This window comes from Sulfuricystis multivorans, from assembly GCF_003966565.1.
GTDB lineage: Bacteria > Pseudomonadota > Gammaproteobacteria > Burkholderiales > Rhodocyclaceae > Sulfuricystis > Sulfuricystis multivorans.
On the sequence record NZ_AP018718.1, the window covers coordinates 1865495 to 1887744 of the forward strand.

At 64.8% G+C, this 22250-nt stretch carries 22 protein-coding genes; 7 read left to right on the forward strand and 15 right to left on the reverse strand.

What is annotated here, in order from left to right; all coding sequences use genetic code 11:
* Positions 1-18: 18 nt before the first annotated feature.
* The 8 genes from EL335_RS09395 to EL335_RS09430 all read right to left on the reverse strand — a co-directional run bounded on the left by EL335_RS09395 (position 19) and on the right by EL335_RS09430 (position 8031).
* Entirely contained in the window at positions 19-279 is a 261-nt protein-coding gene (locus EL335_RS09395) for a cytochrome C oxidase subunit IV family protein (RefSeq protein ID WP_126446295.1), read from the reverse strand.
* Positions 276-860 (reverse strand): cytochrome c oxidase subunit 3 family protein, encoded by a 585-nt coding sequence (locus EL335_RS09400; RefSeq protein ID WP_126446297.1) that lies wholly within the window; start codon positions 858-860, stop codon positions 276-278. Before EL335_RS09400 ends, EL335_RS09395 begins: the two co-directional genes overlap by 4 nt.
* A gap of 74 nt (positions 861-934) precedes the next feature.
* Entirely contained in the window at positions 935-2311 is a 1377-nt protein-coding gene (locus tag EL335_RS09405; RefSeq protein WP_126446299.1) for a cbb3-type cytochrome c oxidase subunit I, read from the reverse strand.
* A 25-nt stretch (positions 2312-2336) separates the two neighbouring features.
* Positions 2337-2771, reverse strand: coding sequence for a c-type cytochrome (locus tag EL335_RS09410; RefSeq protein WP_126446301.1), 435 nt, complete (start codon positions 2769-2771; stop codon positions 2337-2339).
* 120 nt (positions 2772-2891) lie between these two features.
* Positions 2892-5513: an alanine--tRNA ligase gene (alaS, locus tag EL335_RS09415; protein ID WP_126446303.1), complete on the reverse strand. Its 2622-nt coding sequence runs from the start codon at positions 5511-5513 to the stop codon at positions 2892-2894.
* A gap of 100 nt (positions 5514-5613) precedes the next feature.
* Positions 5614-5928 carry a hypothetical protein gene (locus EL335_RS09420; RefSeq protein WP_126446305.1) on the reverse strand — a complete coding sequence of 105 codons (315 nt, stop codon included), beginning with the start codon at positions 5926-5928 and terminating at the stop codon, positions 5614-5616.
* A 106-nt stretch (positions 5929-6034) separates the two neighbouring features.
* Entirely contained in the window at positions 6035-6712 is a 678-nt protein-coding gene (locus tag EL335_RS09425; protein WP_126446307.1) for a glycerophosphodiester phosphodiesterase family protein, read from the reverse strand.
* Positions 6709-8031 carry an extracellular solute-binding protein gene (locus tag EL335_RS09430; RefSeq protein ID WP_126446309.1) on the reverse strand — a complete coding sequence of 441 codons (1323 nt, stop codon included), beginning with the start codon at positions 8029-8031 and terminating at the stop codon, positions 6709-6711. The genes EL335_RS09425 and EL335_RS09430 overlap by 4 nt, the downstream gene beginning before the upstream one ends.
* A gap of 114 nt (positions 8032-8145) precedes the next feature.
* Here EL335_RS09430 and EL335_RS09435 point away from each other — a divergent pair, with 114 nt between their 5' ends.
* The 6 genes from EL335_RS09435 to EL335_RS09460 all read left to right on the forward strand — a co-directional run bounded on the left by EL335_RS09435 (position 8146) and on the right by EL335_RS09460 (position 13105).
* Positions 8146-8547 (forward strand): hypothetical protein, encoded by a 402-nt coding sequence (locus EL335_RS09435; protein ID WP_126446311.1) that lies wholly within the window; start codon positions 8146-8148, stop codon positions 8545-8547.
* Between the two features lie 119 nt (positions 8548-8666).
* On the forward strand, positions 8667-10139 hold the full coding sequence (locus tag EL335_RS09440) for a DEAD/DEAH box helicase (RefSeq protein WP_126446313.1): 1473 nt from the start codon (positions 8667-8669) through the stop codon (positions 10137-10139).
* The gene (locus EL335_RS09445; RefSeq protein ID WP_126446315.1) at positions 10136-10978 is read left to right on the forward strand and encodes a fumarylacetoacetate hydrolase family protein; all 843 of its coding nucleotides are present in this window, start codon (positions 10136-10138) and stop codon (positions 10976-10978) included. Before EL335_RS09440 ends, EL335_RS09445 begins: the two co-directional genes overlap by 4 nt.
* Before the next feature lie 6 nt (positions 10979-10984).
* Positions 10985-12193 (forward strand): exo-beta-N-acetylmuramidase NamZ family protein, encoded by a 1209-nt coding sequence (locus tag EL335_RS09450; protein WP_126446317.1) that lies wholly within the window; start codon positions 10985-10987, stop codon positions 12191-12193.
* Between the two features lie 89 nt (positions 12194-12282).
* A complete protein-coding gene (locus tag EL335_RS09455; RefSeq protein ID WP_126446319.1) occupies positions 12283-12711 on the forward strand; it encodes an Hsp20/alpha crystallin family protein in 429 nt (142 codons plus the stop codon).
* 16 nt (positions 12712-12727) lie between these two features.
* Positions 12728-13105 carry an Hsp20/alpha crystallin family protein gene (locus EL335_RS09460; RefSeq protein WP_126446321.1) on the forward strand — a complete coding sequence of 126 codons (378 nt, stop codon included), beginning with the start codon at positions 12728-12730 and terminating at the stop codon, positions 13103-13105.
* A 36-nt stretch (positions 13106-13141) separates the two neighbouring features.
* Here EL335_RS09460 and pntB read toward each other — a convergent pair whose 3' ends face one another.
* From pntB to EL335_RS09475, 3 genes are read right to left on the reverse strand one after another with little or no spacing between them, the layout of a single operon-like run.
* Positions 13142-14551, reverse strand: a complete 1410-nt coding sequence (gene pntB, locus EL335_RS09465; RefSeq protein ID WP_126446323.1) for a Re/Si-specific NAD(P)(+) transhydrogenase subunit beta — start codon at positions 14549-14551, stop codon at positions 13142-13144.
* A gap of 10 nt (positions 14552-14561) precedes the next feature.
* A complete protein-coding gene (locus EL335_RS09470; RefSeq protein ID WP_126446325.1) occupies positions 14562-16142 on the reverse strand; it encodes a Re/Si-specific NAD(P)(+) transhydrogenase subunit alpha in 1581 nt (526 codons plus the stop codon).
* Positions 16143-16153: 11 nt separating this feature from the next.
* The gene (locus EL335_RS09475; RefSeq protein WP_126446327.1) at positions 16154-16954 is read right to left on the reverse strand and encodes a PP2C family protein-serine/threonine phosphatase; all 801 of its coding nucleotides are present in this window, start codon (positions 16952-16954) and stop codon (positions 16154-16156) included.
* Positions 16955-16999: 45 nt separating this feature from the next.
* Here EL335_RS09475 and EL335_RS09480 point away from each other — a divergent pair, with 45 nt between their 5' ends.
* Positions 17000-17437, forward strand: a complete 438-nt coding sequence (locus EL335_RS09480; protein WP_126446329.1) for a MaoC family dehydratase — start codon at positions 17000-17002, stop codon at positions 17435-17437.
* Positions 17438-17708: 271 nt separating this feature from the next.
* Here the strand turns inward: EL335_RS09480 and glcF are convergent, their stop codons facing one another.
* Genes glcF through hyi form a run of 4 tightly spaced genes read right to left on the reverse strand, consistent with a single transcriptional unit; the run spans position 17709 to position 22244 of the window.
* Entirely contained in the window at positions 17709-18959 is a 1251-nt protein-coding gene (glcF, locus tag EL335_RS09485) for a glycolate oxidase subunit GlcF (protein ID WP_126446331.1), read from the reverse strand.
* Positions 18959-20011 carry a glycolate oxidase subunit GlcE gene (gene glcE / locus EL335_RS09490; protein ID WP_126446333.1) on the reverse strand — a complete coding sequence of 351 codons (1053 nt, stop codon included), beginning with the start codon at positions 20009-20011 and terminating at the stop codon, positions 18959-18961. Before glcE ends, glcF begins: the two co-directional genes overlap by 1 nt.
* Positions 20008-21474 carry an FAD-linked oxidase C-terminal domain-containing protein gene (locus EL335_RS09495; RefSeq protein WP_126446335.1) on the reverse strand — a complete coding sequence of 489 codons (1467 nt, stop codon included), beginning with the start codon at positions 21472-21474 and terminating at the stop codon, positions 20008-20010. The genes glcE and EL335_RS09495 overlap by 4 nt, the downstream gene beginning before the upstream one ends.
* Positions 21471-22244 (reverse strand): hydroxypyruvate isomerase, encoded by a 774-nt coding sequence (hyi, locus tag EL335_RS09500; protein ID WP_126446337.1) that lies wholly within the window; start codon positions 22242-22244, stop codon positions 21471-21473. Before hyi ends, EL335_RS09495 begins: the two co-directional genes overlap by 4 nt.
* Positions 22245-22250: the final 6 nt, after the last annotated feature.

Sequence of the window (22250 nt, forward strand, 5' to 3'; positions counted from 1 at the left end):
ATGGCGGTCAATATTTGCTTATTTCAGACCCAGCCAATAAGCGATCAGAATGACGGCCAGCGTCACCAGTAGCCAGCCGAGGACCAGGCCGCGCCAGAGCAGCTTGACGCGGCGTAAGCCCATGAAATCCTGGATGATCATCCAGCCCTTGAGCGCGGCGATGACGAGGATGGCGCTCACCGCTGCCGGGCCGGCATGGGCAGTCTTGCCGATCAGCCAGGTGAGCACGGTCGCGACCAGCAGCGCGACCCAGAGCACGTTCAGCAGATGGGTATTCATCGCATCACATAGACGAGCGGAAACAGCACGATCCAGACCAGGTCGACCATGTGCCAGTAAGAGGCGCCGGTCTCCATGCCGTGGTGATCGTGCGCCGAGTAGCCGCCACGGCGGGCCTTTTTCCAGACGAAGCCGAGGATCACCATGCCCAGCACGACATGCAGCGCGTGGAACATCGTCAGCGAGATGTAAAAGGTGAAGAACAGATTGGTTTCCAGCGTGATACCGGCGGCGAACTTCGCGCCGTATTCGAAATACTTGACGATCAAAAAGCCGGCCCCACTGCCGATCGCCATCAGGAGCCAGTTTGCGCTGGCGCGCACATGGTTCGCCTTGATCGCCGCGACCGCGCGCGCCACTGCCCAGCTGCCGGTGATCAACAGCAGCGTGTTGATCATGCCGGCGTCGGTATCCAGCGTGCGCTGCATCACGTTGAACAGCTCGAGATGTTTGAGGCGCGTGAAGGCATAGGCGGCGAACAGCGCGAAGAAGGCAGAGAGTTCAGCGAGGATGAACACCCAGATCGCGAGATCACCGGGCGGATAGGGGCGCAACGGGTGCCCGTGCTGCCGGACGGTCATGACAGGGAAGAATCAACGGGAAAAAGCGGAAAGTCGGCGCTGGAGGAGCGGCACCGGCTTTCCGCGGTTCATCGTCAGGCGGCGGCTTTTCCCTCGCCTGGGATGAAGAAGCTCCAGATATAGACCAAAAGACCAATCAGGAAGATCACGCCGGTCCACTCGCGCATCCAGTAGAACAGGCTGACGTTTTCCTGGGCTACCATGAAGGGCAACGGACTGTCGGAGACGCGCTGCAGCCAGACTTGCAGGATGCCGGCGGCGGTGAGGAACAGCGTGATGAACACGATCGAGATCGTCATCAGCCAGAAACCCCACATCTCGGCGACCTGCGAGCGGTTCGAGTTGGCGGCGCGGCCGCGCAGGATCGGCATCGCGTAGCTGATCATCGTGATGTTGGCCATCACGTAGGCGCCATAGAAAGCCATGTGACCATGCGCCGCGGTGATCTGCGTGCCATGCGTGTAGTAGTTCACCGGCGAAAGAGTATGCAGGAAGCCCCACACGCCCGCGCCGAGGAAGGCCATCACGCCGGTGCCCAGCGCCCACAATGTGGCCGCCTTGTTCGGATGCTCGCGACGACGACGGTTGACCATGTTGAAGGCGAACAGGGTCATCGCGAAGAACGGGATCGGCTCCAAAGCAGAGAAGATCGAGCCGATCAGCTGCCAGTATTCCGGCGTGCCGATCCAGTAGTAGTGGTGGCCGGTGCCGAGGATGCCAGTGACCAGCGTCAGCGTGATGATCACATACAGCCACTTCTCGATCACTTCACGGTCGACACCCGTCACCTTGATCAGCACGAAGGCGAGAATCGAGCCGAGGATCAGCTCCCAGACGCCTTCCACCCACAGGTGCACGACCCACCACCAGTAGAACTTGTCGCGCACGACGTTGTGAGGGTTCACGAACGAGAACAGGAACAGCACCGCCAGACCCCACAGGCCGATCAGCAGCACGGTGTTGACCGCGGTCTTGCGGCCCTTGAGCACCGTCATCGTCAGGTTGAACAGAAAGGCCAGCGCGACGACGACGATGCCCAGCTTGGTGATCGTCGGCTGTTCGAGGAACTCGCGGCCCATCGTCGGCAAGAGATCGTTGCCGGTCATCGCCGCCAGCCGCGCATAAGGCACGGTCAGATAGCCGACCACGGTCAGGCCCGCGGCGACGAGGAAGATCCAGAACATCGCCAGCGCCAGCTTCGGGCTGTAGAGCTCGGTTTCCGATTCCTCTGGAATCAGATAGTAGGCAGCCCCCATGAAGCCCATCAACAGCCAGACGATCAGCGCGTTGGTATGCACCATGCGCGCGACGTTGAAGGGAATGTAGGGAAACAAGAAGTCGCCGACGACATACTGCAGGCCCATGATCAGGCCGAACAGGATCTGCGCGACGAACAGCGCGATGGCCGCGATGAAATACGGCTTCGCGACGGCTTGGGATTGATATTGCATATTCATTCTCCTCGTCGTTGGCCGGTCAGCCCTGGATGTTGGGCGGCCACTTGGCGGTGTTGATCTCGGACACGTACTTCAGGAACGCGGCGATCTCGTCGAGTTGCTGATCCGTGAAGTTGAACTGCGGCATGCTGCGCCGTCCCGGAACGCCTTCGGGCGGTCGGCTCTTGATGAACGCCTTGACCGCCTCTTCGCTGCCCAAACGCTTGACGACATTGCCCAGCTCGGGTGCGAAATAGGCGCCTTCGCCGAGCAGCGTGTGGCAGCCGATGCAGTTGTTGGTCTCCCAGATCTTCTTGCCGGCGACGACCTTCGCATCCGCGAGCATTTCGCGCTTGTCGCGTGCTGGAATGCTCTGCTCGGTCTGATAGGTCAGCGCCAGGAACACCAGCAGGAAGAACAGCGTCCCGCCGTAGAAGATGTTCCGGGCAGTCGAGGTAGTGAATGCTTCGCTCATATGGGCCCCCTTGTGTATTTGCCGCCACCAACCGTGGCGGCGTCACTTTAGGAGCCCGCGCTGTGAAGTTCCTTGATGCGGGTCAAGTCTGAAACCTTGCCGTCCTGCCAGCGCCGATCTTCAAAGCTTTGCTTCGACCCAGCGCTTGACGCTCGCCAGCGCCGCCGGCAGATGCTCTGGCTGCGTGCCGCCGGCCTGCGCCATGTCGGGCCGGCCGCCGCCCTTGCCGCCGACCTGCTGCGCCACCGCATTGACCAGCTCGCCGGCTTTCAGCTTCGCAGTGAGATCGTTGGTGACGCCAGCGATCAGGCTCACCTTGCGATCGAGAACCGAGGCCAGCACGATGACGGCGGACTTGAGCCTGTCCTTCAGCTTGTCCAGCGTCTCGCGCAAGGCCGGCACGTCGGCGCCTTCGAGCGTCGCGGCCAGCACCTTGATGCCTTTGACCTCGACGGCCCGGGATGCGAGATCGTCGCCCTGGGCAGCGGCGAGCTTCGCCTTGAGCCTCGCCAGCTCCTTCTCCAGGGCACGCGCATGCTCGACGGCCTGCGCGACCTTCTGGGCGACTTCCTGTGGCTGCGCCTTCACAACGGCCATGACTGCGTCGAGCGTGGCCTGTTGCGCCTGGACCCAAGCGAGCGCGACGTCGCCGCACACGGCCTCGATGCGGCGGATGCCAGCGGCTACCCCGCTTTCACTGACGATCTTGAACAGACCGATATCGCCGGTGCGGGAAACGTGCGTGCCGCCACAGAGTTCCAGCGACGAACCGATCGTCAGCACGCGCACTTCATCGCCGTATTTCTCGCCGAACAGCATCATCGCGCCGCTCTTTTGCGCCTGGGCCAACGGCATCACGCGCGCTTCGGTGGCTAGGTTGGCGAGGATCTCGGCATTGACGAGGGCTTCGACCTTGCGGATTTCATCCGTCGTCAGGGGCGCGTTGTGCGCGAAATCGAAGCGCGTCTTGTCCGGGTCGACCAATGACCCCTTCTGCTGCACATGGGGCCCGAGCACTTCGCGCAGCGCCTTGTGCATCAGGTGGGTGGCCGAATGGTGGCGCATGGTGCGACTTCGCGCCTGAATGTCGACTTTCGCCGTCACGCCATTGCCGACGGTGAGTTTGCCAGTCTTGACGATGCCATGATGGCCAAAAACGTTGGCTTGGATCTTCTGCGTGTCCTCGACGGCGAAGATGCCATGCACCGACTGAAACACGCCGCGGTCGCCGACCTGGCCGCCGGACTCGGCATAGAACGGCGTCTCGTCCAGCACCACCACGCCCTGCTCACCCTCATCGAGCTCATTGACCGGCGCGCCTTCCTTGTAGAGCGCGAGGATGTTGCCTTTGGCTTCGAGCGTCTCGTAACCGCGAAAGTGCGTCGCCGGCCCTTCGTAATCGAGCTGGGCGGCCATCTTGAACTTGCCGGCCGCACGGGCCTGCGCCTTCTGCTGGGCCATCGCGGCGTCGAAGGCGGCGGCATCGACCGTCATGCCCTGCTCGCGGCAGATGTCGGCGGTCAGATCCAGCGGGAAGCCGTAGGTGTCGTGCAGCTTGAAGGCCGTCGCACCATCGAACACCTTGGCGCCCTGCTGCTTCATTGCGTCGAGCTGGCCCTCGACGATCGCCATGCCATGCTCGATGGTGGCGAAGAAGCGCTCTTCTTCGAGCTTCAGCATCTCCATCACCTTCGCCTGCGCTGCCGCGAGTTCCGGATAGGCAGCGCCCATCTCGGCGACCAGATCGGGCACCAGACGATGGAAGAACGGCTGCCGTACGCCGAGTTTCCAGCCGTGGCGGATCGCGCGGCGGATGATGCGCCGCAGGACGAAGCCGCGGCCTTCATTGCCGGGAATCACGCCGTCGGCCAAGAGGAAGCTCGATGCGCGGATGTGATCGGCCAGAACGCGCAAGGAGGGCTGGTCGGGGTTCGTCTGTCCGGTTTCGCGTGCCGCGGCCTTGACCAGCGCCTGCATCAGATCGATCTCGTAATTGCTGTGCACGCCCTGCAGCACCGCGGCGATGCGCTCGAGGCCCATGCCGGTGTCGACGGAAGGCTTGGGCAGCGGGTGCATCACGCCGGCCTCGTCGCGGTTGAACTGCATGAAGACGAGATTCCAGATCTCGATGTAACGGTCGCCGTCTTCGTCGGGCGAGCCGGGCGGCCCGCCGGGAATGCCAGGGCCGTGGTCGTAGAAGATCTCGGTGCAGGGGCCGCAGGGACCGGTATCGCCCATCATCCAGAAGTTGTCGGACATGTAGCGGCCGCCCTTGTTGTCGCCGATGCGCACCGTGCGCTCGATGGGCACGCCGACTTCCCTGGTCCAGATGTCATAGGCCTCGTCGTCCTCGGCATAGACGGTGACCCACAGCTTCTCGGCCGGCAGCTTGTAGACCTCGGTCAAGAGCTCCCAGGCATATTTGATCGCGTCCCGCTTGAAGTAATCACCGAAGCTGAAGTTGCCGAGCATTTCGAAGAAGGTGTGATGCCGCGCGGTATAGCCGACGTTCTCCAGGTCATTGTGCTTGCCGCCGGCGCGCACGCATTTCTGCGCGGTGGTGGCGCGCGTATAGGGCCGCTTGTCGAAGCCGAGGAAGACATCCTTGAACTGGTTCATGCCGGCGTTGGTAAACAGCAGCGTCGGGTCGTCGAACGGCACCAGCGACGACGACGGCACGATGGTGTGGCCCTTGGACTCGAAGAACTTGAGGAACTTTTCGCGGATTTCTGCGCTTTTCATGGCCTTGCCCGGAAGTGCTTGACGTGGCAGTGGATTCTACGCGAAGCAGACAACAAAAAGCCCGCCGGCGGCGGGCTGCGACGACTCGGCAGGCACTGGCTCAGCGATGCTGACGGTCATGCTTCTGGCGATAGATGCGGCGGCTCTCGACGTTCTGGGCATACTGGATGCGGGCGCGCTCGCGGGCGGTGACCACGCCGTCGCCCTTGGCGCGATTCTCCATCGCATCGATGCGGTCCTGGCCGCGCTCGAGGCGGGCGGCTTCGCGCGCGGTCAATTGGCCGGAGGCGATGCCCTGATCGATACGCCGCTCCTGGTTCATCTGGCGCTGGTCGATGCCCGGCGTGGCGGTCTGAGCAAAAGCGGAAAAAGCGATCGAGGCGATGACGGCGGCGGCAAGCGGGTGGATTTTCATGGTTTTCTCTCCTTTGATTGGCATGGGACATCCCACACTGCGCATTACCGCAGAAAGTTGTAAGTGCGCCATGAGCCGATTGCAAGCAATTGTTTCAATGCCTGGGCTAGCACAGGTCGGGCCGGTCGGTGAAAATTGCCGCCGCGCCGAGTGAAAACATCCGCTGCGCCAGCGCGGCATCATTCACCGTCCACGCCGCCCAGGCAATGCCCGCGCTGGCCAAGTCGTGTGCCATCGCCTCGTCCGCATGGGCTGCATTCAGATGCACGGCCACCGCACCGAGACGCTCCCGCCGTGCCTGCCAGTCCTCGGGCAGCCGATCGCACAAGAGCGCGAAGGCCGCGTTCGGCAGTTCGTGCCGAGCTCGAGCCGCCGCATCTTCGCTGAATGAAGACACAACCCCATTGCCATGCCAGTGACGCGCCAACCACCGGCCGACGACCGCGCCCGTCTCCGTCGCGCGACCTGTCGCGGGCTTGAGCTCGACGTTCGCCCACAGGCCGAGCCGCTCACACATGCCGATCGCCTCACCGAGCGTCGGCACACGCGCATCGCAGGCGCGAATCTCGGCCAGTGTCATGTCGGCCACCACGCCCTGGCAGCGCGTGGTGCGGTCGAGGGTGGCGTCGTGCATCAGGATCGGCACGGCATCGCGCGTGAGCATCACGTCGAACTCGACCGCCCGGCAGCCGGCGTGCTTTGCGGCCAGCAGGCCGGCAATGGAGTTTTCCATCGCCAGATGTCCGCCGCAGCGGTGCGCGATGATTCTTGGATAGCGGATCACGGTTTGGCCGTCATCGGCGCAAGGATCGGCGCCGCGCGCGCCACCGCGGCGTCGAGCGCAGCTTTCGGCGGCTTTTGGTTGCCCCAGACGTATTCGATTTCCTCGTCGAGGATCGCGCGGATGCGGCTCTTGCCGAAACCGCTCTTGGTGCGCGCGGCATCGCGTTTTTGCATCATCAAGCGCGCCTCGGCCTCGGCGAGAATCGCCGGCGAGAGGCCGGATTCGCGCAGCGCCTGCATGGCCGCCGGAGTCATCGGCAGAAAACCGGTGGCGCGCACCCAGTCGCGCTGCACCTCGGGGCGCATCAGGAAGGCGATGAAGCGCGCAATGACTTGCCGTTGTGGTTTCTTGTCCGCTGCCAGCACCCACAGCGCAGCGCCGTCCGGCAGCACCTGTTTGGGCTTCGCGCCATAGACATCATCGTAATAGGGCAGCGCAGCGACGCCGAGCGGGAATTCAGGCTGCAGGCGTTTGAGCAGCGCATATAGAGACGACTCCCCGGTGAGCATCGCGCATTCGCCTTGGGCGAAACGCTCGTCGCCTTCTCGGCCCGGGCCGGAATAGACGAAGTACAGGCTCTTCTGCCAGCTCGTCAGCAATGCCATGTGCTTGACATTGACCATGTTGTTGATCGCCAGCCGGTCCTGCTTGCCCTCTTTCAGGGTGATCGGCTCACCGTGCTGCGCGGCGATGTTCTCGACATGGATCCAGGCAAAGCGCGAGCTGGTGAGCGGGCATTTCCATCCGGCCTCACGCAGCTTGCCGGCGGCTTCCTGCACCTCCCACCAGGTTTTCGGAGGGGTGTCCGGATTCAGCCCCGCCTGGGTGAAAGCCGTCTTGTTGTAGAACAGCACCGGCACCGACAGCGCCAGCGGCAAGGCCACCATCCGGCCGGCGAGGTCATCGACGGCATCGAACACCTGTGGGTAGAACGCCTTGGCATCGAAAGACTGTTTCCCTGTCTTCATCACGACCGAAAGCGGCAGAAAACGCGGCCGGGTGCCGAACATGGCCAGGGCGTCGTCCTGGTCGAACAAGGCCAGATGTGGCAGCCGCGCACGGTCGGTAACCCCTTGGACATCCTCGAGCACGATGCGCCCGGCACCGCTTTTGAGCTTGGCCTCGTTATCGTTGAAGCGCACCACCAGGGTGGCGAGCGCATCGAGCGGCGGCCCGGACAGCGCGTGGCGCAAGACGATTTCCTGAGGCGGCGTGGGCGCCACCGGCGCGGCGGCGTGCTTCGTCTTGGGGGCTGCCTGGAGCAAACCAGGCATGGCCAGCAGCACGCCAGCGGCCAGAGAGAGCAAACTGCGTTTCATCGTTTCCAATCGAGCGGAAGGAAAACGCGCAGTGTAACGCGACAGAAGCCGCGCATTTCCACCATCTATTCCAGCGACAGGGCAAGTGCGTATTTGCCGTAAACTGCGGACGTGATGGCGCAATTTTTCCGCAATTTCGTCCCCGTCCTGCTCGGCTGCCTGCTCGCCGCCGGCTGTGAGCAGCTCGGTTTTCCCGATCCCGCCAAAGTGGAAGCGGCCCGCGAGGCCGAAGGACGCGCGATCGGCGGCGCCTGCCGGCACAGCGGCCGGGCGCTCGAAGATTGCTACAAGCTCAACCCGAAGGCCTCGAAGGCGGCGATCTATGCCGGCTGGCGCGACATGGACGCCTACATGCGCGAGAACAACATCCCGATCGTGCCGAGCAGTTCGAGCTCAGCGCGCAAGCCCGCCGAGGACAAACCCGCAACGGACGAGTCCGCTGCGAAGGCGAAGCCCAGCCCGGCCGCGGCATCCCCGAGCGACGCCCCGGCAGCGCCAGCGCGCAGATCTACTTGAACTGCCGTAGAATCGACGCCGGTCCCGCCGGTTGGACCCGCTTCACCTCCGCATCGTCGCCCTGCCTGAACCGGCGCAGTCTCTGGACGATCTGGCGCGCGACTACAACCGGAGCACCGATGAAATTCACCGACCTTGGGCTCTCGCCCGAAATATTGCGGGCCGTGCAGGATGCCGGCTATCTCGAACCGACGCCGATCCAGGCTCAGGCGATTCCCGCCGTGCTCGCCGGCCATGACGTGATGGGCGGCGCGCAGACCGGCACCGGCAAGACCGCCAGCTTCACCCTGCCGCTTTTGCACAAGCTCGCCCGCCACGCCAACACCAGCCCTTCCCCCGCCCGCCATCCGGTGCGCGCGCTGATCCTGACGCCGACGCGCGAACTGGCGATGCAGGTCGAGGAATCGGTCAAGACCTACGGCAAGTATCTGCCGTTGCGTTCGGTGTGCATCTATGGCGGCGTGGACATGAAGGCCCAGATCAATGCGCTCAAGGAAGGGCGCGAGATCGTCGTTGCGACCCCCGGCCGCCTGCTCGACCACGTCGAGCAGAGGACGGTGAATTTCGGCGCCGTCGAATTCCTCGTGCTCGACGAAGCCGACCGCATGCTCGACATGGGCTTCATTCCGGACATCAAGCGCATCCTGAAACTCTTGCCGACGACGCGCCAGAGTCTCTTGTTCTCGGCGACCTTCTCGGACGAGATCAAGAAGCTCGCCGACGCGATGTTGAAAAGCCCGCTGTTGATCGAGGTCGCGCGCCGCAACACGGTGTCCGAGACCATCACCCACCGCGTGCACCCGGTCGCCGCCGAGCGGAAACGTTACCTACTCAAGCATCTGCTCGAGGATCCGGCGATGTGCCAGGTGCTGGTCTTCGTCGGCACCAAGTTCGGCGCCGCGCGGCTCGCCTCCTGGCTCGAACGCCAGGGTATCCAGGCCACCGCGATCCATGGCGACAAGAGCCAGCAAGAGAGAACCCGCGCTCTCGAAGCCTTCAAATCGGGCGCGGCGCGCGTGCTGGTCGCCACCGACGTCGCCGCGCGCGGCCTCGACATCGACGACCTGCCGCACGTGATCAATTACGAGCTGCCGCGCGTCGCCGAGGACTACGTGCACCGCATCGGCCGCACCGGCCGCGCCGGCAAGCCCGGCGAGGCGACTTCGCTGGTCGCCCCCGAAGAGATGAAGCAGCTGGCCGAAATCGAGAAACTCACGCGCTTTACGATCGAACGCGTCGTCGTCCCGGGCTTCGAGCCCGGTGCGGCTGCCCCCGCGGTCGAACGCGAGGAACGAATGGGGCGCGCTGGCCGCGGGCACGGGCACAAGCAGGACAGACGCGCCAGCCACGGGCCGAAGGCGCCGATCGACCATCTACCCGACCCCGCCGCGCATCTGCCGCGCGTGCCGAAGCAGCCAATGATCGCCGCAGACGGCTTCGATTTTTCCAAGCCCTACACGCCGAAGGAAGTCCCTGCCGCATCGCCGAAGGAAACAAAATCGGCGCTGGCACAGCGGCATCCCAGCCGCCCCCTGCGCCCCGTCGCCGCCCTCTTGGGCGGCTTTGCCAAGAAACCGGAGAATCCTGCATGAAACTCGTCCGCTTCGGCTCGAAGGGCCGCGAAAAACCCGGCCTGATCGACCGGGAGGGTCGTCTGCGCGACCTGTCCCCCCACTGCGCCACGATCGGCTGGGAGGAGCTGTCACCCGCCGGCCTCAAACGACTGTCCCGCATCGATCCCGCCACGCTGCCCGTCGTCAGAGGCAAGCCGCGGCTGGGCGTGCCCTTCACGGGCATCAGCAAGATCGTCGGCGTCGGCCTCAATTACCGCGACCATGCCAAAGAGACCGGCGCGGCGATCCCGACCGAACCGGTGTTGTTCATGAAGGCCACCACTGCGATCAACGGCCCCTTCGATGACATCGTGCTGCCGCGCGGTTCGACGCACACCGACTGGGAAGCGGAGCTCGGCGTGGTGGTCGGCAAGACGGCACGTTACGTCGAGGAAAGCCAGGCGCTCTCCCATGTCGCCGGCTATGTCACCTTCCACGATGTCTCCGAACGCGACTTCCAGAAGAACCGTGGTGGCAGCTGGGACAAGGGCAAGGGCTGCGACAGCTTCGCGCCGATCGGTCCCTGGCTGGTCACGCACGACGAGATCCCCGATCCGCAATCCCTGCGGGTCTGGTGCGAAGTCAACGGCGAGCGGCGCCAGGACGGCAACACGGCCGACATGATCTTCCCGGTCGCGTATCTGGTGAGCTACATCTCGCAGTTCATGACGCTCAATCCCGGCGACGTGATCTGCACCGGCACGCCCGCCGGCGTCGGGATGGGCATGAAGCCGCCACGCTTCCTCAAGGCCGGCGACGTCGTCAGGATCTGCGTCGAAGGGCTGGGCGAGCAGTGCCAGACAGTGGTCGCTTCCTGATCCCGGATGAAATTCGGTCTCGACCGCCTGATCGAAGATGCCGCCCTGCGCGCCCCACTTGCCGGTCGCCGCGTCGCGCTGCTTGCTCACCCGGCCTCGACGTCGCGCGAGCTGACCCATGCGCTCGATGCCCTGTCGGCGCTGCCGGAAATCCAGCTCACCGCGGCCTTCGGTCCGCAGCATGGCCTCAAGGGCGACAAGCAGGACAACATGATCGAATCGCCGGACTGCGTCGATCCGACCCACGGCATCCCGATCTTCAGCCTCTACGGCGCGGTGCGGCGACCGACCGACGCGATGATGGAGACTTTCGACACGCTGCTCGTCGATCTGCAGGATCTGGGCTGCCGCATCTACACCTTCGTCACCACGCTGCGCTATGTGCTCGAAGCTTGTGCGCAGCATGGCAAGGCGGTCTGGGTGCTCGACCGCCCCAATCCGGTCGGCCGTCCCGTCGAGGGGCTTCTCTTGCGGCCGGGATGGGAAAGCTTCGTCGGCGCCGGCCCCATGCCGATGCGCCACGGCTTGACGTTCGGCGAACTAGCGCGCTGGTTCGTCGCGACCCTTGCTCTGGATGTCGAGCTGAAGGTGATCGAGATGATCGACTGGCAGCCGCAGGCCGCGCCCGGCCATGGCTGGCCGCTCTTGACGCGCAGCTGGATCAACCCCAGCCCCAACGCACCGAATCTGTCGATGGCGCGCTGCTACGCCGGCACCGTGATGCTGGAAGGCACGACACTGTCCGAAGGACGCGGCACGACCCGGCCGCTGGAACTCTTCGGCGCGCCCGACATCGACACCGCACGGCTACTCGCCGAAATGCAGCGGCTAGCCCCACAGTGGCTTTCCGGCTGCGCCTTGCGTCCCTGCTGGTTCGAGCCGACTTTTCACAAGCATGCCGGGGTGCTGTGCGCCGGCATCCAGATCCACGTCGATGATCCGGCGCACTACGATCATCGACGCTTCAAGCCCTGGCGGCTTATGGCACTCGCCTTCAAGGCGATCCGCCGGCTCTATCCCGACTATCCCCTCTGGCGCGACTTCCCGTACGAATACGAAACCGAACGGCTGGCCATCGACGTGATCAACGGCTCGCCCTTGCTGCGCGAGTGGGTCGACGACCCGGCCGCGACACCGGCCGATCTCGACGCCTTGGCCGATCCTGACGAAGCAGCCTGGCGGAAGGCCAGGGAAGCCTTCCTCCTGTACCCGTGACCTCCCCTTGAAGTTTTCCCACCAGCGCACATATCGGCGGCATGAGGCGGCAGCCGCTGCCGTCACCCAACCTATCGAGGAGAAAACGCATGGTCTATCGCACACTGTTTCCCCGCGACCTGTTCGCGGAACTGGAGCGCCTGCAGCGTGACATGCAGCAGGCATTCGATCTAAGCATCCGTGGCGGTGCGCGCGGTGGTTTTCCGGCGCTGAACATCGGCAGCACGCCGCAATCGGTCGAGATCTACGCCTTCGCGCCGGGCATCGACCCGGCGGCGATCGAGGTACAGATCGAGAAGGGCGTGCTCACCATCGCCGGCGAACGCGCCGAGGAGACCTTGCCGGAAAAAGCGACGCTGCACATCGGCGAACGTTTCGCCGGCCGTTTCCGCCGCGTGATCACCCTGCCGGACGACATCGACCCGAACAGCGCGACGGCGAAGTATCGCGACGGCGTGCTGCACATCAGCATCGCCCGCCAGGAAGCCGCGATTCCGCGCCGCATCGCGATCCAGTGACAAGGAGGAATGCGCCATGACGACAGCCATCGAAAAGACCCAAGGCAAGACGACCCAGCCCGAGGCCAGCCTGCTGCCGCCGGTGAATGTCATCGAGGATGCGAACGGCATCACGCTGACGGCGGATCTGCCCGGCGTGCCGAAAGACAAGCTGAACCTGCTGGTGGAAGCGGATACGCTGACCATCGAAGGGGAAGTGGCGCTCACCATGCCGGAGGGCATGGAATCGCTGCACGCCGAGGTGAATCTGCCGCGTTACCGGCGGGTGTTCACGCTCTCCAAGGAGCTCGACAGCGACAAGGTCGGCGCCGAATTCACCAACGGCGTGCTGAAGCTGCGCATCCCGAAGGCGGCACACGCGCAACCGAAGCGTATCGAGATTCGCGTCGAATGAGCGCTCCCCGGCGCGGGCGTCGCCCGTGCCGGAATCTCAGCCTTTCAACGCCGCCAGCACCTCATCCAGCGTCTTCTTCGCATCGCCGAACAGCATCCGGTTGTTCTCCTTGTAGAACAGCGGATTGTCGACGCCGGCATAGCCGGAGGCCATCGAGCGCTTCATCACGATCGAGGTCTTCGCCTTCCAGACTTCGAGCACCGGCATGCCCGCGATCGGGCTGCCGGGCACTTCCTGCGCCGCCGGATTGACGATGTCGTTGGCGCCGATCACCAGCGCGACGTCGGTGTCCGGAAAGTCCGGGTTGATCTCGTCCATCTCCAGCACGATGTCGTAGGGCACCTTGGCTTCGGCCAGCAACACGTTCATGTGTCCCGGCATGCGCCCGGCCACCGGGTGGATGCCGAAGCGCACATTGACGCCCTTCTCGCGCAGTAGCCGGACGATCTCGGAGACGGTGTGCTGCGCTTGCGCCACCGCCATGCCGTAGCCAGGCACGATGATCACGTTCTTCGCTTCTTTCAGTAGCTCGGCAGTCTCGGCGGCCGTGATCGGATTCACCTCACCGGCCGGTGCCGCTTCCCCAGCGCCGATTTTCTGCCCTTCCCCGGTGCCGAAGCCGCCGGCGATCACCGAGAGGAAGTTGCGGTTCATCGCCCGGCACATGATGTAGGAGAGGATCGCGCCGCTCGAACCCACCAACGCGCCGACGACGATCAATAGGTCATTCGACAGCATGAAACCGGTGGCGGCCGCCGCCCAGCCCGAGTAGGAGTTGAGCATCGAGACGACCACCGGCATGTCGGCACCGCCGATCGCCATCACCATGTGGATGCCGAACAAGAGGCCAATCACGGTCATCACGATCAGCGGCGTCATGCCCGCGGCAATGCTGTCTGCGTGCAAGAAGGCATAGCCAAAGTAGATCACCATCAGCGCCAGCACGAGATTGAGCGCATGGCGGCCCGGCAGCAGCAGCGGCTTGCCGGAAATCTTGCCGGAGAGCTTGGCGAAGGCGACGAGCGAGCCGGAGAAGGTCACCGCGCCGATGTAGATACCGACATAGATTTCCAGCTCATGGATCAGCTTTTCGGCGCCGGCGAGCGGCTGCGAGGTGTCGATGTAGCTGGCAAAACCCACCAGACAGGCGGCCAGGCCCACCAGGCTGTGCATCAACGCAACCAGCTCCGGCATCTGCGTCATCTTGACGATCTTCGCCGCGTAGAGGCCGATCGAGCCGCCAACGACCATCGCTGCGACGATCCAGGGCAGCCCGGCGAGCGTCACGCGCGGGCCGAAAACGGTGGCGAGCACCGCGATCGCCATGCCAGTGATGCCGTAGAGATTGCCGCGCCGCGCGGTTTCCGGGTTCGACAGCCCTCCGAGACTGAGGATGAACAGGATGGTGGCGCCCAGATAGGCGACGGCGGAAAGATTTGCGCTCATCGGGACGACCTCACTTCCTGAACATCGCCAGCATGCGGCGGGTGACGGCAAAGCCGCCGAACATGTTGATCGCCACCAGCAGCACGGCGACGAACGCCAGACCGCGGATGAGGGCATCGGGCCGGTCGGCCAAGCCGGACTCGGGCGGTGCGATTTGGATCAGCGCGCCGATCGCGATGATCGAAGAGATCGCGTTGGTGACGCTCATCAACGGCGTATGCAGCGAAGGTGTGACGTTCCAGATCACCATGTAGCCGACGAAGCAGGCCAGCACGAAAACGGTGAAATGCGACAGGAAAGAGGCCGGCGCAAACGCTCCGATCAACCCAAACAGCACGGCGCCGATCGCGAACAGGATGGCGAGCGTCTTGCCCGCCATCGGCCCTCCCGCGCCATGCCCTGCCGCCGCAGGCTTTGGCGCAGACGCCGGGGCGGGTTTCGGCGCCGCGGCAGGCAGCTTCGGCGGCGGCGCCGGCCAGGTGATCTCGCCGTTCTTGATCACGGTCAGGCCGCGGATCGCGTCGTCGTCGAAATTCACATCGATCGTGCCGTCCTTGTTCTTGCACAGCTCCTCGGCGAGCCGCAACAGGTTGGTGGCATACAGCGTCGAGGCCTGGCGCGAAAGCCGCGAGGGCAGATCGGTGTAGCCGATGATCGTCACGCCGTGGCGCACCACCGCCTCGCCGGGCACGGTCAGCTCGCAGTTGCCGCCCTGCTCGGCGGCCATATCGACGATCACGCTGCCCGGGCGCATCGTCTGCACCATCTCGGCGGTGATCAGCTTCGGCGCCGGCTTGCCCGGAATCAGTGCGGTGGTGATGACGATGTCGGCATCCTTGACCTCACGCGCATACATCGCCCGCTGCGCGGCCTTGAAGCCTTCCGACATCTCTTTCGCATAGCCGCCGGCACCGGCGCCCTCTTCCTCGTAATCGACCTTGACGAACTCGCCACCGAGCGATTTCACCTGGTCGGCGACTTCCGAGCGCGTATCGTTGGCGCGCACGATCGCGCCGAGATTCGCCGCGGTGCCGATCGCCGCCAGTCCCGCCACTCCCGCGCCGGCGATGAACACCTTGGCCGGCGGAATCTTGCCGGCGGCGGTGACCTGGCCGGCAAAGAAACGGCCGAAGGCATTGGCCGCCTCGATCACCGCGCGGTAGCCGGCGATGCTGGCCATCGAGGTGAGCGCATCCATCTTCTGCGCGCGGGAGAGCTGGCGCGGCAGACAATCCAGCGCCAGCACGGTGGCTTTTTTCGCGGCAAGCGTCTCCATCAGCTGCGGGTTCTGCGCCGGCCAAATGAAGCCGATCAACGTCGCGCCTTCCTTCATCGAGGCGATCTCGGCCAAGCTGGGCGGGCGCACCTTGAAAACGATGTCCGCGGCCGCCCACAGGCTTGCCGCATCGGGAAGCACCTGCGCCCCGGCAGCCTGGTACGCCGCATCGCTGAAATTGGCGGCCGCGCCGGCATCATGCTCGATCGCGACGGCAAAGCCGAGCTTGATCAGTTTTTCGACGACTTCGGGAACCGTCGCGACGCGTTTCTCACCCGGGGTGGTTTCCCTGGGCACGCCGATCGTCAATGGCATTTCGATTCTCCTTATTCTGCTTGCTTCGGCGGTGTCCGCCGCCAAGGCGGCACCGGTCGTTGTTCGGCAACGTACTTGACGCGCAGGACGATACACGAGACGTTGTCGCCCCGTCCGGCGGCGCGTTCCCGCGCGCCCTGGATCAGGCGTTCGGCCGCCTCGCGCGGCGAAAGCTCCGAGAGCAGTTGGCCGAGCTCCTGGTCGGAAAAATACGCCCACAGGCCATCGGAGCACAGCAGGAAGCTGTCGCCTTCGGCGAGCGGATCGGCGCTGCCGAATTCGATTTGCGGCGGCGCCTCGTCGCCGAGGCAAGAGATGAGCAGATTCTTCTGCGGATGTTCGCGCGCCTGCGCCTCGGTCAGATAACCCTCTTTGACCAGATTCATCACATGGGAATGGTCCCAGGTTTTTGCGATCAGCTTGCCCGAGCGGAAATGATAGACGCGCGAATCGCCGCAATGGGCCCAGTCGGCCTTGCCATGATGGATGATCAGCAGACAGGCGGTGCTGTGCGGCTCCTGTTCGCTCGTCAGATGCACCAGCCGGATCGCGGCATGGGCATCGTTGATGCTGCCAGCGAGGATGTCGCGGATCTCGCCGGCCTCCAGCGCACTGCTAACGAAATTGGTACGTGCGGAATGCACCACCTGCTCGGCTGCAAGTGCGCCGCCCGTATGTCCGCCCATGCCGTCGGCGACCACCGCGAGCAAAGCGCCCTTGCGGGTCGGATGGGCGAACAGGCCGATGCGGTCCTGCTGCTCGTCGCGGTCACCGATATGCTGCGCGCTGCAGGTTTCGAGGATGAAGGGCATTTTTTGATTATATTGGCTTCCATTCTGTCCTGAAGGAGAATACAAATGCTGCCCGGACGTGGTTACAACGAACTGAGCCTCGGCGATGTCTTTGAGTCCGCGATGACCCTGACCGAAACGCATGTCGTCCTCGGCGCCGGGCTGTTCGGCGACTTCAATCCCCTGCACGTCAATGAAAGCTGGGCGAAGAAAGGCAGATTCGGCACCCGCATCGCGCATGGCTATCTGACCAGCAACGTGATGGCGGCGCAGTTCGGCATGCTGCTCTACGGCACGGCGATCGCCTATCTCGAACATGCGATCAAATTCACCGCGCCAGTCAAACCCGGCGATACGCTGCATGTCGCCTGGACGGTCACCGCCAAGGAAGACAAGCCGAAACACGATGGTGGCGTAGTGAGCTTTTCCGGCGTCTGCAAGAACCAGGACGGCACCGTGGTCGCCGAGGCTACTGCCAAGCTGTTGGTGAAGAACAACGGTTAACGTGAAATACGATCAGCCATGCCCTCGACGATCGCCACACGACCGGAAGATCACCCTCGCGGCGAAAGCCGCGCACACGCCGTAGGGGTAGGCCTTGTGCCTACCCCCTTGTGCCTACCCGTCAACCCGCCCATAGGGCGGGCACAACGCCCGCACATCGGGCGAGCACAAGACCCGCACATCGGGCGGGCACAAGACCCGCATATCGGGCGGGCACAAGACCCGCCCCTACAGGATGTGGGCGCGCGAGCGAGAGTGCCCGTTGGGCGCGTTAGCCGGCAAGGCGCTCGTCGAGCCACTCGATCCAGTGCTTGATCGGCACCGCGGTGCCGGCGGCCAGATGCGCGATGCAGCCGATGTTGGCGCTGGCGATCATTGCGGGCTGGCCAGCGAGCAAGGCCGCGAGCTTGCGGCCGCGCAGACGCTGCGAGAGCTCCGGCTGCAGAATCGAATAGGTGCCGGCCGAGCCGCAGCAGAGATGGGCATCGGCGACCGGCGTCAGATCGAAACCGGCGGCGGTGAGCAGCGCTTCGACCACGCCGCGCAGTTTCAGGCCATGCTGCAGGCTGCACGGCGCGTGGAAGGCCATCTTGTGCCGTCCCCATGTTGGCAAATGAGGCGCCGAGTTTTCGAGCAGCTTCAGGAGGGCATCCTTTTCCGCGGCGACGACCTCGGCTATGTCGCGCGCCAGCGCGCCGACGCGGGATGCCTTCGCCGCATAGGCCGGATCGTCCTGGAGCAGATGACCATAGTCCTTGACCTCGACGCCGCAGCCGGAGGCGGTGATGACGATGGCCTCGGCACCGGCTTCGAGATGAGGCCACCAGGCATCGATGTTGCGCCGCGCATTTTCGCGCGCGCCTTCGGCATCCCCCAGATGGAGCCGCACCGCGCCGCAGCAGCCGGCCCCGGCCGCTTCGAACAGGTGGATGCCGAGCCGTGCCAGCACACGCTTTGCCGCGCCGTTGATGTTGGGATACATCGACGGCTGGGCGCAGCCGGCCAAGGCCACCATGCGACGGGACTGTGGCGCGACGACCGGCTCCGGCCCGCTCGACGCGATCGGCGGCACCTTGGCTTTCAAGGCGGAGGGCAAAAAGGGTCGCACCAGCTGCCCCAGGCGCAGCGCGCTGCCGAACAGCCTTGGGCGCGGCAGCCCTTCGCGCAATGCGATGCGCATCAGCTTGTCCGCCCCTTGGCGCGGCAGGCGGGCTTCGATGAGCTCGCGGCCGATATCGAGCAAACGCGCGTAGCGTACGCCCGACGGGCAGGTGGTCTCGCAGGAACGGCAGGTCAGGCAGCGGTCCAGATGCAGGCGCGTCTTTTCCGTCACTTCGGCGCCTTCGAGCAGCTGCTTGATCAGGTAGATGCGCCCGCGCGGGCCGTCGAGCTCGTCACCCAGGAGCTGATAGGTCGGGCAGGTCGCGGTGCAGAAGCCGCAATGCACGCACTTGCGGAGAATCGCTTCCGCTTCGCGGCCCGCCGCGGTGTCGCGAATGAAATCGGCCAGATGCGTTTCCATCAGAGCTCCGGATAGAGGCGGCCGGGATTGAAGATGCCGCGCGGGTCGAAGGCGGCCTTGAGGTTCTTGTGCAATGTCAGCAGCGGCGCAGGCAGCGGCGCGAAGGCGCCGATGCGCTCTTTGAGTTCGGGCGGCGCGCGCCACAATGTCGCGTGGCCGCCGACGGTAGCCGCCGCGGCGCGGATCATTTCCGCCGGCAGATCGGTTTTCAGCCAGCGCAGGCCGCCGCGCCATTCGATCAGCGACTCGCCCGGAAGATCGAGCGGCGGCGTGGTCGGCGGCACGGAGAGCCGCCAGAGCGTCTCGGCGGCAAAGAACGGCAGCCGCTGGTCGCGCAAGTCGTCCCAGAAACCATCATCTGCCGTGTCATCAGCGCCGAGTTTTGCGCATGCCGCCTCGACCGCCGCGCGCGCACCGGCGAGCTTGAGCGTCAGCACACTTTCATGCCAGGCGCTGGCGACGATCGGCAAGGGTTGCGCCGCCCAACGGTTCAACCGTTCGAGCGCCTCGGCCTGTGAGAGGGCAAACCTCACGGTCGCGACGGCGACCGGCCGCGGCATCACCTTCAGCGACACCTCGAGCAACAGCCCCAGCGTACCGAGGCTGCCAGCCATCAGGCGCGCGACGTCGTAGCCGGCGACGTTCTTCATCACCTGGCCGCCGAAGACCAGTTCATGCCCCTGGCCGTCGATCAGCTTCACACCGAGCAGATAATCGCGCAGACTGCCGGCGCTCACCCGCCGCGGTCCGGAAAGCCCCGCCGCGACGACGCCGCCGATGGTCGAATCGGCGGAAAAACGCGGTGGCTCGAAGGGCAGGCATTGGCCTTTCTGCGCGAGCACGGCCTCGATTTCGGCAAGCGGCGTGCCCGCGCGCGCAGTGATCACCAGCTCGCTCGGCTCATAGGCGACGATGCCGCGATGAGCGCGCACCTCGAGCACTTCGCCGCGCGGCGCGTTGCCATACCAGTCCTTGCTGCCAGCGCCGCGGATGCAAAGCGGGGCCGTGGCGCTCTTCACGTGCTCGATGAATCGTTGGCTCAGATCGTTCATCGCGCCGTCCCCGTCAGCCGATATTCGGAACAGCGCCGCGGTGTGGGCACCGCCTTGCCCGGATTGAGCAACCCCTGCGGGTCGAAGGCGGCCTTCACGGCATGGAAGGCAGTGAGCTCGTCGGGCGTGAACTGCACGCACATCTGGCCGATCTTTTCGATGCCGACGCCATGCTCGCCGGTGATCGTGCCGCCGACATCGACCGAGAGCTCGAGGATGCGCGCGCCGAAGGCGGTGGCGCGTTCCAGCTCGCCCGGCCGGTTGGCATCGAACATGATGAGCGGATGCAGGTTGCCATCGCCGGCATGGAAGACGTTGGCGCAGCGCAGGCCATAGCGCTCGGAGAGCTCGCCGATGCGCGTCAGGACCGTGGCGAGATGCTTCCTCGGGATCGTGCCATCCATGCACAGATAATCCGGCGTAAGCCGCCCCACCGCCGGAAAGGCGGCCTTGCGGCCGGCCCAGAACAGCAGGCGCTCGGCCTCATTCTGCGAGATGCGCAGGCTGCGCGCGCCGGCCTTCTCCAGCACCGTCTTCATCGCCGCGATCTCTTCCTCGACTTCTTCCGGCGTGCCGTCGGATTCGGCGAGCAAAATCGCCTCGGCCGAAAGATCGTAGCCGGCATGGACGAAATCCTCGACTGCCGCAGTGGCCGGCTTGTCCATCATCTCGAGCCCGGCGGGAATGATGCCGGCGGCGATGATGTCGGCCACCGCATTGCCCGCCTGGGTGAGATCGTCGAACGAAGCCATCACCACGCGCGCCAGCTGCGGCTTCGGCGTGAGCTTCACCGTCACTTCCAGCACCACCGCGAGCATGCCCTCGGAGCCGATGAGCAGTGCGAGCAGGTCGTAGCCAGGGCTGTCGAACGCCTCCGAGCCGATCTCGACGATCGTGCCATCGATCAGCGCGATGCGCAGCCTTAGGATGTTGTGCACCGTGAGGCCGTATTTCAGGCAATGCACGCCGCCGGAGTTCTCGGCGACGTTGCCGCCGATCGTGCAGGCGATCTGCGAGGAGGGATCCGGCGCGTAATAGAGGCCATACGGCGCGGCCGCCTCCGAGATGGCGAGATTCCTCACCCCGGGTTGCACGCGCGCCGTGCACGCTTGCGGATCGACCGCCAGGATGTGCATGAACTTGGCTAGCGACAGGATCACCCCGCCGGCGACCGGCGTTGCCCCGCCCGAAAGCCCGGTGCCGGCGCCGCGCGCCACCACCGGCACGCGGTGGCGATGGCAGGCTTTCAGGATCGCGACCACCTGTTCTTCGGTCTCGGGCAGCGTCACCAGCCAGGGCATCTGACGATAGGCGGTGAGCCCGTCACACTCATAGGGCTTGAGCTCTTCGGGGTGGGTGATCAGCGCGGCGGGCGGCAAAAAGGCCGCCAGCTCATGAAGCAGCGCTTCAAGCGCCTCGGCCGGCACTTCGGGCACGTCGGCCGATGATGGGGAATGGCTCATCGATAGGGTTCCAGCCAGGAGAAACTGTCGGCAGTCGCGCCGCTCGGCCGATATTCGCAGCCGATCCAGCCGGCATAGCCGAGCGCTTCCAGACGACGAAAGAGAAATGGAAAATTGATTTCGCCGCTGCCCGGCTCATGGCGGCCGGGATTGTCGGCGATCTGGATGTGGCCGATCTTCGGAAGCCACCGTTCGAGGGTGGCGGCGAGCTCCCCTTCCATCCGCTGTGCGTGATAGACGTCGTATTGCAAAAAGAGGTTCTTGCTGCCTACCGCGTCGATGACTTCCATCGCCTGGGCCGTCGTCGCGATCAGAAAGCCCGGCACATCGCGGGTATTGAGCGGCTCCAACATCAGCCGGATGCCGGCGCGCTGCGTCACCGCGGCAGCGAAGGCGAGGTTGTCGATCAGGGTTTCGATCGCCTTGGCGCGATCACCCTCCGGAATGCCGGCCAGGCAGTTGAGCCGCGTGCAGCCGAGGGCCTCGGCATATTCGATCGCCAGACCGACGCCGTCCTGGAACTCGGCCTTGCGGGAAGGCTGGCAGGCTAGCCCGCGCTCACCAGCCGCCCAGTCACCTGCCGGCAGATTGAACAGCACGACCTCGACGTTGGCAGTGAGCGCCACTTCGACCAGCGCGGCCTTCTCGTGCGCATAAGGGAAGTGGAACTCGACGCCAGCAAAACCCGCGCGCGCTGCCGCCGCGAATCGGTCGAGGAAGTCGTGTTCCTGAAACAGCAGGGACAGATTGGCGGAAAACTGGAGGGGCATGGGAAA